This is a genomic window from Streptomyces sp. a15, from assembly GCF_059026085.1.
In genome coordinates this window covers 1-10,177 of record NZ_JBWLKM010000103.1, presented here as the reverse complement: position 1 = coordinate 10,177, position 10,177 = coordinate 1, and the positions used below count along the sequence as shown (strand labels likewise).

Here is a 10,177-nt window from a genome sequence, read left to right as displayed (position 1 = left end):
CCTGGAGATGGACCGTACCGCCCGGACCGACCTTCGCCTTCGCCACACCCGTACCCGAACGCGTGTCCATGATCCGCTTCGGCGTGACGGGCTTGAACGTGCCGGTCGGCGGTACGACCGGCTGGATCGTCTTGACGTCGCTCGCCTTCACGTACGCGATCCGGTGGTTGTAGCGGATCGGGTAGTACCGCGTGGTGCCGACGACGAGCAGGCAGTCGGGGTCGGCCGTGCAGTTGAGGTTCTCGGCGTAGTAGAAGTCGCCCGTCACCTGGTCCAGCGCGCGGTATGCCTGGCCCGGCTGGATGGTCTCGTGGCTCAGCGGGGTCAGCTGCTGGTTGGGGTCCGCCGCGAGAGTGCTCAGGGACGAGGGGTAGGCCGAGGTCTCCGGGTAGGCGCGTCCGTACACCGGGATCGCCGACGTGCCCGCAGGGGTGATCAGCTGCTTGGCAGTGCCGGTGTTGGCCATGGTGTAGGCGCCGCCGGGGTTGGAGAACCAGGCCTTCTGACCGTCGTACCAGATGGCCGTCCAGTCGCCCTGCACCGCCGCGACCACGAAGGTCTGGCCGTAGACGGCCTTGTCGGTCCAGTCCCAGCCCAGCGTGGAGCCGGTGGTCTGGCCGTCCGCCGTGTACTTCGGGTCCTTGATCAGGGAGGCGGTGGAGGACGGACTGGTGCGCAGGTAGACGAAGTTGGCCGGGTTGGCGGGGCAGGTGGTGGTGGAGGAGCCGCAGCCGGTCAGGGTCGGCTCGTTCGCGGTGCTCCAGGGCGGGGTGATGGTGACCTCGCCACCGGCCACCGGCATGCCGTCGCCGTTCGGGGAGGCGTGCAGCAGGCCGAGATAGTGGCCCCAGTTCCACCAGGGGCCCGGGTCCCAGTGCATGCCCTCGTAGTACGCGTCGAGCGGGCCGGGAACGTCGTCGTGGCCGATGAGGTGCTCGCGGTCGAGCGGAATGGCGAACCGCTGGGCGAGGTAGGTCACCAGCGCCGCGGAGGACTGGTACTCCTGCTCGGTGTACCAGGAGCCGTAGGTCAGGGCGTAGCCCTCGTGCTCGATGCCGATCGAGTGATCATTGACGTACTTGTTGCCCGCGTGCCAGGCGACGTCCTTGGTCGGCACCATCTGCGTGACCGAACCGTCGGCGCCGACCACGTAGTGCGCGCTGGCGTAGGACGACGGCTTCTGGAACGCGTTGATCGCCGAGGACGCCGTGCTCTCCGTGTCGTGGATGACGATGCTGGTGATCGCGTCCCCGTCCGCGGGACGGTTGGCCAGGTCGTAGTTGCCGTAGTCCGTCTGGTCGGTGCTGCCGTTCAGCGCGTAGGCCGCCGGCGTGAAGGTGCAGGCCAGCGTGGACGGGCACTCGGTCGCGGGCGTGGTCGTGTCCGCCTGGACCACCGGGGTCCGCGGGGACAGCGGGGCGACGGCGGCCGTGACGTGGGCCGCCCCGGACTGCGGGGCGGTGTTCAGGGCGACGGCGTCCGAGGCCTGGTCCGCTGCGGACCTGAGGTCGGGGCTGAGCCTGGGGGACGCCTGAACCGGCACCGAGGGGTCGGCGGTGAGCGTCACCTCCTGGTTGTCCGCGGTGATCCGGTGGGCGCCGGTGCGTATCGTCGCGTAGACCCGGTGGGCGAACTGGTCGGCGGTGGCGGAGTTCGCGGCCTGCGAGAAGCGGGCCACCGCGGGGTACCACTGCGCGGAGGTGGTGGGCAGTGAGCCGGTCGCGGCGCGCTCGTACGAGGCGAGGAGCGCGGCGGCGCCACGCACGCTCTGTCGCGTGGAGGTGCGCAGCGACGCCGGCGAGTCGCCGAGCATCGAGGCCGCCGTGTCGAGGGTGCGCATCGCCGGGGTGATCGGCGGCACCGTGTCGCTGTTCGACGGTGTTGCCTCGGGGTGGTGCGGCGCGCGGGGGTCGTCACCCCGGCCGTTCGTCTCCGGCGGGGTGTCCGACGCCTCCCGGAGATCCGACCGGCTGACGGAGGTGAGGCCCATGACGTTGTAGTTGCCGGTGACCGACGGGTTGCCGCGGTGCGACTCCCACAGCGTCTGCTGGTACGAGACGGCCAGCAGCACGCTGCTCGGCACGTGGAACTCCGCGCCGGCCGCGCTGAAGTCGGCCTGCAGCGTGTGCAGGGCGGGTTTGATCGGCGCGGACACCGCCGTCCCGCCGACAGCGCCCTGCCCCTGGGTGGAGCCGGATCCCTGGGCGGCCTGCGCGACCGCCCCGATGACCAGCCCGACGGTGGCGAGCCCCCCGGCGGCTCCCCACCAGATCCTCTTCCGTTGACTGCGGTGTCTCGAACGCACTGCTACCCCTCACCCATGTCCGGTGCACAGGGCCGCAACGGCTCCCCCGCGATACGGGGAACACGCGAGCGCCTCGTATGTGGACGCGCGCGACGCCATCACGCCGGCCCTGATCGGTCCGTGTCACGACAGCGCCCTGCCGGCAGGCAGGGCGACGGTGGGGTACGCGACGATCGGCAGGTTATGACGCATCGGACCATGGACGGTCGATCGCTCGATCATGAACGGGTAAACACCTCGGACCTCGCATGCAAGACGCAACACCAGCGGCATCCGCCGCGCCCCAGGGGCCGGTGACACACCGGGTTCGTCGATTTCCTCTCTTGGCCTGTTCATGGTTTGTCCGCAACAGGCAAGATCTGCACGTTTCTGTCTTTTCTCTGTCGGTCGTCTCCGGCAGCGCGCGATGTGAGGCGAGTCATGGCCAGACGGGGCCGAGGCGTACCCCCGGTTCCGGTGCGGGCCGTGCTCGCGGTCGGCGTGGTCGCCGGGCACCATCTGCCGGCGCTCGCGATCCTGGCCGCCGTGGCGGGCGCCGACGTGTTCCTCCTCAGAAGCGGGCACGTCACGCCCGGCACCCTGGAGGGACTGGTCGGTTCCGTCGCCATCGCCTGGGCGGTCGTACGGATTCTGCTGCTCACCCGCCGCAGTGCGCGCGAGGAGCCGCCGCACGGACTCGTCCTGACACCGGACGCACAGCCCCGTCTGTGGCAGCGGGTGCGGGAGGTCGCCGCGCAGGTCGGCACTCCGGCGCCGATGGAGCTGCTCCTGGTGCCGGAGGTCACGGCGTTCGTACGGCAGAGCGGCGGGCCGCGCCGCCAGACGCGGGCGCCGGCGCGTCAACATCGACCCGGAACACCGACAGAGCACGGGCGACATCGACCGTACACAGACTGCCTGATGGATGCCGACGGCGCCCGAATCCGCTGGTGTCCTCAGTCTGTCCGGGTCTGCGGGGCGATGTAGTAGCCCTCCTCGTCCACGATGACCTGCACGCTGCCGCTGCTGTGGTTGTAGACGCCGATCATCAGGCCGGGGTCGGCAACCGACACCAGGTTCGGCACTGTCTTGCCCGCCGAGAAGTTCAGGTTGGAGGCGTTCGGCACCGCCTGCTCGTTGGGGTAGACGGTGAGGAACCCGTTCTTCTGCGGCTGCGTCGCGGTCACGTTGAGCACCGCGCCGGCCGGCCGCGGGCAGCTGGTACTGCAGGTCTGGTACCAGTGGGGGTAGAAGCTGATGCTTCCGTCTGCGGGGACGGGCGCCTTGGGGACGCCGGTGTTGGCGTAGCGGGTGTCGACGATGCGGTCCGGCCCGTAGGGGACGTAGGACTGGTTCGCCCCCGAGACGGCCGAGCCGAAGTAGCCTTCCAGGTCGGCGACGACTTGGACGGTGCCGCCGCTGCCGTTGAAGAAGTCGGCCTTGCCGTCGGTGACGGGGACGACGGCCAGGTTGGCGACCGTCTCGCCGGCGGTGAAGTTGAGGTTCGACACGCCTGGTACCGCGCCCGCGTCGGGGTAGGCGGTGAGGTAGCCGTGCTCGGTCGGCCGGGTGACGGTCAGGTTGAGCACCACGGCCGTGGTGCCCGCCGGCAGGCGCCCGGACAGGTCGAGGGCCAGGGTGCCGTGGGCGGCGATCGGTCCCGCCGAGGAGGCGCCGAGGCCGGAGCGGGTGTCCAGGACCCTGGCCGGGGAGACGGGCTTGAAGCCGGAACCGCCTCGTCCGTAGAAGCCCTGCAGGTCCATCAGGATGTGAACAGTGCCGCTGCTGCCGTTGTGGAGCACCACTCCCCCGCCGTCCACCGGCACCGTCACCAGGTTCGGAACCGTCTGCCCGGCCGTGAAGTTCAGGTTCGAAGCCGTCGGAACGCCTCCCCCGTTGTCGGGGTAGACCGTCACATGCCCGCCGGCGGTGGGCTGCGTCACGGTGACGTTGGCGACGACGGCGCTGATGTCTGCGGCCGGGATGCCGGCGACGCTGGGGATGGGCAGGACGAGGTTGGCTCCGGCCGCGATGGGGGTCGTGGTCGTGACCCCGATGGCGTGCCGGGTGTCGAGGAGCCGCACGGGGGTGACCGGCGTGTAGTCGGCGCCGACGACGACGTGCCTGGCGGTCTCGTCGCCGGGGCCGCCCCTCGGGTCGTACCGGTCGACCCCGTGGTCGCCCGCCCGGTGGAAGGTGTAGGTGAACGCGCCGTCCGTGTCGACGGGGAACGCGGTGGCGTCGTCGAAGACGTACGAGTACACCCGGTCGATCGGGCCGTTGGCCGTCCAGGCGGGGGTGGGCGCGGTCGTGGTGACCGTGACCTGCAACGGGTTCGGCGGCCCGAGCGGCGCAACCGTGAAGCCTCCGCCGGGCTCCGGGCCCACCACCTCCACCGCGCCCCGGTCGTAGTAGCCGGAGGCCACGTTGGACACCGACGGGTCGTCCTCGCGGGGGTTGCCGAAGAAGTCCGTCGCCGTCTCGCCCGGCGAAACGGAGTCGGCGGAGTCGATGACGGGTGAGGAGTCGGCGGCCGTGAACCACTCCTGCGATCCGGAGCTGTGCGCCGTCAGCTGGGGACTGGCGGAGATGTCGGCGCCGCCCTGTCCGGTGGCCGCCGCGAAGGAGGACGAGTCCGGATAGCCGGTACCTGCCCATGAGTAGAGCGAGCCGCCGCTCGTGGGGTCGACCACGTTGTCGTCGACGGTCGTGCCGGAGGTGGCAGCGGCGGCGACCGAGATCGCGGTCGCGTCGGCCGTCGACGCGCAGGCCGCCGGGGAGGAGGTCCAGCCGCTCGCCGCCTCCTCGACGACGTCGTTCTCGACGGTCGAGCCGGAGGAGTCCCCGTCCAGGACGATGCCCTGCTCGCAGTTGCCGACCACGGTGTCGCCGGTGATGACCGTGCCGGGCGCGTCATGAGCCAGGACGCCCGGCGCGTTGTTGGTCGCAAACGGGCTGAAGACGTTGTCCGAGGCCAGCACGGTGCCGGACGCGCCGGAGTCGATCTCGACACCGGGGCTGCCGTTGGTGAAGTGAGTGATGCTCGTCCGGCTCAGTGTGACGTGGCTGGAGGTGCCGGTGATCCGGATCGCAGGCGTGCCGCCACTGCTCCGCAGGACCGCCTGGTCCACGGTGACGTCGGAGGAGCCGTCGACCAACACGGAGGGAGCACCATTGGGGGCCGCCGAGTAGAAGCCCCGGAGCACCACGTGCTGCGCACCGGAGACGGTGAACGCCGGATGCGCCCCCTGCGTCGTGGACTGGCCGGTGACGTCCGCGGTCTCCAGCGACCAGTCGTTGGAGACGAAGGTGATGGGCGCGTCGGCGGTACCCGAGCGAGTGATCGTCACCGACTCCGGGTAGCTCCCCGCCTCGACCAGCACCGTCTGGCCCGGCTCGACGGCAGCCGCCGCGGCGGTGATCGTGCACCACGGCCGCCCCTCAGTGCCGCTGTCGGCGGCGGTGTCCGAGCATGCGGACGTCTTTGCGACGTACAGCACGTTGGATACCGATGTATCCGCCGTGGATACCGACGTGTCCGCCTGGGATACCGACGTGTCCGCCGTGGCCGAGGCACTGGCCACCACGGGAAGGGCCATGCCCAGCAACGTGAAAGCTACGACCCGAGCAGAGCCCACGATTCTCTTCAATTGAGCCCTCTTTATCCCAATGACATGGAAAGGCGGGGACTTGGCGAAACATCTGACCTTCGAACGGATGACCCCGGAAGCCGGATCGTAACCACCAGATCACCATGGGCAGTTCCAGGCCTGGCCATCGATTGGCCAAACGATGGACGATCCGTGGGGACCGTTCACCCCGGGCCCACCGCCGCACGTGCCGCCTACCGTGCCCTGGCCGGTGCGACGCCGCGCCTGTGTGATGACGACACAGCCGACCCGGGACCGGCCGCTGGACGCACGCCGGGTGCTTCACGAGGCAGCACCTGTGCGGGCCATGGTGAAACGTCGCAGGGCTGGAGCAACGGGAGGCCTCGGTGCGGGAGTCGGGTGCGCGGAGGGCCGAGCGGATCAGTGCGCTTCTGGCGGTTCCGGCGGTGTCGGGGCCCGAGGAACTGCCCTCGGTCGGGGACGCGGATCCCTATGGCGAGCTGGGTGTCTCCCGCTCGCTGTACAGCCGGGGCGAGCACGGCCCTCTTGAGGGCCGGCCCTGGGTGGACGCCGCGCTGGATTCCGCCCTGCGGGACAAGGACTTCGTCCTGCTGGCCGGCGGCTCCAAGGCGGGTCGGTGGCGTACCGCGTGGGAGGCGGTGCGTCGCGCCCTCCCCGGCGCCGGCCTCCTGGTGCCCCGGCCGGGGGTTGCCGCACTGGCCGAACTGCTCGCGCTGGAACCACCGTTACGGGTGGGAGACACTCGGGTCGTGGTCGTCTGGCTCGATCGCCTGGAAGGCTGTCTGGGCATCGCACGCGGTATCGACGGCGAACTGCTCGGCCGACTCCGGGCACTCGCACCCCGGGTCGTGGTGCTGGCGACCGTCGAGTCCAACGTGCGCGAGCACCTGCTGTCCACCGAAGGCCGGCTCGGGCCGACCGCGCGGCTGGTACTGGAGCAGGCCGCCACGGTCGTCCTCCCGAGCGAGCCCAGCGCGCGCAAGGAAGCGGTCGAGGCCGAACGGCAGTCGGTCGGTGGCGAGTCGGCGGATGATGGGCCCGCGACGGAACGGCGCTGGCAGGAGGGCCTGTGCGCCACGGCCGCCGCTGGAGGAGCCGACGCGGCCGGGCTGGGCTCGGCGCTGGCGAGAGCCGCCGTGGACTGGCGGCGGATGGGCCTGTTGCGCCCGATCACCGAGGACGAGCTGCGTGAACCGACCAGGCTCAGCTCGCAGGTGCAGACATCGGAGCCCGACGATGCCACGCGTTGGACGGACGCCGTGAGGTGGACTGTGACCGTGCCGCCGGAAGCGGCGGCGTATCCCCTTACGAGACGATGGCCATCACTCGCAGGCCTCTCGCTTACACCCCTCGCGCCGACGAGCACAGCGGCGCACACAGCAACAACAGCAGCTCGACGACAAGCCACCCACTTCCGCCTCGGGTGTCGCGGCTGTCTCCTCTTCGATGGCTGTGCGGTCGGGCACGTCGATATGGAGCAGCTTGAGCAAGTCGGCGGTGACGACCCGGTAGGCGTTGTCCAGACGCAGGACCGTGCACGGATACCGGCCGCGCTTGGCAAAGTCGTACCCCGTGGTACGGCTCAGGGACAGCGCGCGGTTCGCCGTCTCCAGGTCCACGGCCGCAGGCAATGCGAGCAACTCCTCGCGCGTCAGCCCACGGGACGCATCGTCGCGCTTGGTGATCACAGAGAATCTGTACCCCGCGAGGCAATCCGCCACCTGCCTCCGGTCAAGCCGCAACGCCGCAGAATCACCCACAGAATAACAAGAGTTTTGTTAATATGGCTCCATGGCCCCCATCCCCGACCCCGCTCCCGCTCCCGGCGAAGGACCCGTTCGCCCGGTCTCTGTCTCCCTCCACGAAGGCACCATCGCGGCACTCAAGGCACGCACCGGCAAGCGTGGCATGTCCGCCTACGTCGAAGGCCTCATCCAGCGCCAGCTGGAGCGCGACCGGCTGCGCGAACTCATCGAGGACGCCGAAGCCGAGCACGGCCCGGCCGACCAGGCTGCGGTCGATGCCAAGCGAGCGCTCCTGCGCGGCGACACGGCCGGCTCGGCGGACGCCGCGTGAGCGGCACCCTTGTCCTGGACTGCGAAGGCCTGTCCAAGCTCGTACGACGCACACCCGAACTCACCGAGTGGCTCGCCGCCGCCGAGGCCGAGGACATCCGCGTCATCACCAGCTCCGTCACCCTCGTCGAAGCCCGCGACCCCAAGACCAACCAGGCCCGATTCGACTACGCCGTCTCCCGCGTCAACATCATCCCGCCCACCGAAGCCATCGCCCCCTCGCCGCAGCCGGCCTGCACGGCCACAAGTACGCCCTCGACGCCATCGTGGCCGCCACCGCACTCGCCTCACCCGCTCCCGTGACCGTCCTGACGTCAGACCCCGAAGCCCTCCACATGCTGTGTGGCTCCCGCATCGGAGTGATCAAAGTCTGATTTTCTCCACCACGCTTCCGTAACAGGGGATCTGCGACACGGCTTACGACCGCTGGCCTCGGAGTCACCGCGAAGTGCCTTCCACCAGGTGCTGACGTACTCCGCGTCGCTCACTCGGTGCGAGGCGCTCAGCGGGTCGCTGCGAAAATCGCGTTGCTGATATCCGCCGTCGAGGCCTGCTCCGTGATGCGGGTCGCCGAGATGAGGGCTGTAGTGCAAATTCAGGGTGCCATGAACGTTTCTTCTGGTCAGCCGGTCGTTCGCTGATCGCACATGGCAGTGAATCGACGCATTGTGGCCTTTCAGTCCTGCGGTGCGACGCGGATACGGTTCCCGTCAGGATCGGCTGCGAGGAAGGTCAGCCCGAACCCCGCGTCATGAGGCTCGTGCAGGATCGTGACGCCCTTGGCCTGCCACTGCTTGAAGATCGCGTTGAGCTCGTCGGGTCCACCGTCGATGGCCAGGCAAACCTCACTGGTACGCGGGACATCCGGTGACAGATCCTCGAACTGGCCAGACCACAGACCGAGGTCAGCGCCTGGCCCGAGGTCGAAGGTGATGTATCCCGGAGTCTCGAACGAGGGGCTCATGCCGAGGAGGTCGCCGTAGAAACGAGCTGCGGCGGGAGCGTCGTTCACATAGACGATGGACACGACGGATGTGGTCATGGTTGTTCCTTCTCACAGGTCGTAGGTACGCATCCACCAGCCTGACCGGGATATGCGCCGCATCGTGTCGCAATTCCTGAAAAACTTGGTGTGTGACCCCAGACCGTTTCTTCTCCCTGATGCTGCTCCTCGAATCGAGGGATGCCGTGACCACACAGGAACTTGCCTCGGCGCTCGGGGTGTCCCTTCGAACCATCACCCGAGACCTGAACTGGCTCCGCGACGCCGGACTGCCGGTGACCGCACAACGGGGCCGCCTCGGAGGCGTGACCATGCCGCCCGGGTCCGGGCTCGACCTCACGCGACTCACGCCGGGCGAGCGTGATCATCTGTCGCTCACCGGGCTGGACGAGAAGCAACGTGCGGAGCTCAACGCATCGGTCGAAAGCCGGCGCGCGCTCTCCAAGATCGTCGCTACACAGTCACGTCGAGTTCATGAGCTCCTGCCGCTCACCGACGTGGTGCACGTGGACAGCCGCCCCTGGCTCCAGACACGAGCTTCCGGCACGACTCCGGCTTCGCTGATCGGCTCAGTGCGGCGAGGTCGCCGGCTACAGATCGAGTACGACAGCCCACGCGCATCATGCCCACGCGACCTGGTCGTGGACCCCTACGGGCTGTTGGCCAAGGCCGGCATCTGGTACCTCGTCGCCGACCGTGCCCAAGTGCCACGGATGTACCGACTCGAACGGATCACGACGTGGAATGAAGTCGACCAGCCACGACGGATCCGCGAGAACCAGACCCTGGCCACCGTCGCTGCAGCGCTCATTGATCAGTGGGAGCACAACCACGCGATAGAGGTCAGCGCCACCATCGACCAGACCCAGATCGAGCGAGCGCAACGGATCTTTGGCCAACGACTCGTCCGGGACGACCATGAAGAATCCCCCACCGGCCACAAGGTAACGATTCGCTTCCTGCATCTGGAGGACGTGCGAGCACTACTGCCGTTCGGGAGCGCCATCACTCTGCACGGCCCCACCGAAGCCAGGGCTCACCTCCGCGACCTCGCCACCAACCTTGCCCACCACTATGCGCCGTCACTAACGTCCTGACCCGCAACAGCTAGTGTCTCGTGACCCTGATTGTGTTACTTCGAGTTGTTATTGACGAGTTTCTTCACGCTGGTCTGGACGAGTCG

The 10,177-nt window shown here is 68.9% G+C and carries 6 protein-coding genes and 2 pseudogenes; 4 read left to right on the top strand and 4 right to left on the bottom strand.

Annotation, left to right across the window (positions count from 1 at the left end; genetic code table 11):
- On the bottom strand, positions 1–2,305 hold a 2,305-nt coding region (locus tag AC5P09_RS45840), incomplete at its 3' end, for an N-acetylmuramoyl-L-alanine amidase (RefSeq protein ID WP_493879618.1).
- Between the two features lie 420 nt (positions 2,306–2,725).
- On the opposite strand from AC5P09_RS45840, the gene AC5P09_RS45835 reads away from it, so the two are divergent.
- The gene (locus AC5P09_RS45835) at positions 2,726–3,271 is read left to right on the top strand and encodes a M48 family metalloprotease (protein ID WP_493879617.1); all 546 of its coding nucleotides are present in this window, start codon (positions 2,726–2,728) and stop codon (positions 3,269–3,271) included.
- Here AC5P09_RS45835 and AC5P09_RS45830 read toward each other — a convergent pair.
- Together AC5P09_RS45830 and AC5P09_RS45825 are read right to left on the bottom strand one after the other, a co-directional pair.
- Complete coding sequence (locus AC5P09_RS45830) at positions 3,241–5,784, bottom strand: right-handed parallel beta-helix repeat-containing protein (RefSeq protein WP_493879616.1); 2,544 nt, start codon at positions 5,782–5,784, stop codon at positions 3,241–3,243. The two genes, AC5P09_RS45835 and AC5P09_RS45830, sit on opposite strands and share 31 nt — an antisense overlap.
- Before the next feature lie 1,607 nt (positions 5,785–7,391).
- Positions 7,392–7,604: pseudogene (locus AC5P09_RS45825) on the bottom strand (hypothetical protein); the annotation flags it as partial.
- 103 nt (positions 7,605–7,707) lie between these two features.
- On the opposite strand from AC5P09_RS45825, the gene AC5P09_RS45820 reads away from it, so the two are divergent.
- Complete coding sequence (locus tag AC5P09_RS45820; protein WP_493879615.1) at positions 7,708–7,992, top strand: hypothetical protein; 285 nt, start codon at positions 7,708–7,710, stop codon at positions 7,990–7,992.
- A pseudogene (locus AC5P09_RS45815) lies at positions 7,989–8,365 on the top strand (DNA-binding protein). Before AC5P09_RS45820 ends, AC5P09_RS45815 begins: the two are co-directional and overlap by 4 nt.
- A gap of 302 nt (positions 8,366–8,667) precedes the next feature.
- On the opposite strand, the gene AC5P09_RS45810 reads toward AC5P09_RS45815, so the two are convergent.
- Positions 8,668–9,033 (bottom strand): VOC family protein, encoded by a 366-nt coding sequence (locus tag AC5P09_RS45810; protein WP_493879614.1) that lies wholly within the window; start codon positions 9,031–9,033, stop codon positions 8,668–8,670.
- A gap of 92 nt (positions 9,034–9,125) precedes the next feature.
- On the opposite strand from AC5P09_RS45810, the gene AC5P09_RS45805 reads away from it, so the two are divergent.
- Positions 9,126–10,091 carry a helix-turn-helix transcriptional regulator gene (locus tag AC5P09_RS45805; RefSeq protein ID WP_493879613.1) on the top strand — a complete coding sequence of 322 codons (966 nt, stop codon included), beginning with the start codon at positions 9,126–9,128 and terminating at the stop codon, positions 10,089–10,091.
- The last annotated feature ends 86 nt before the right edge of the window (positions 10,092–10,177 follow it).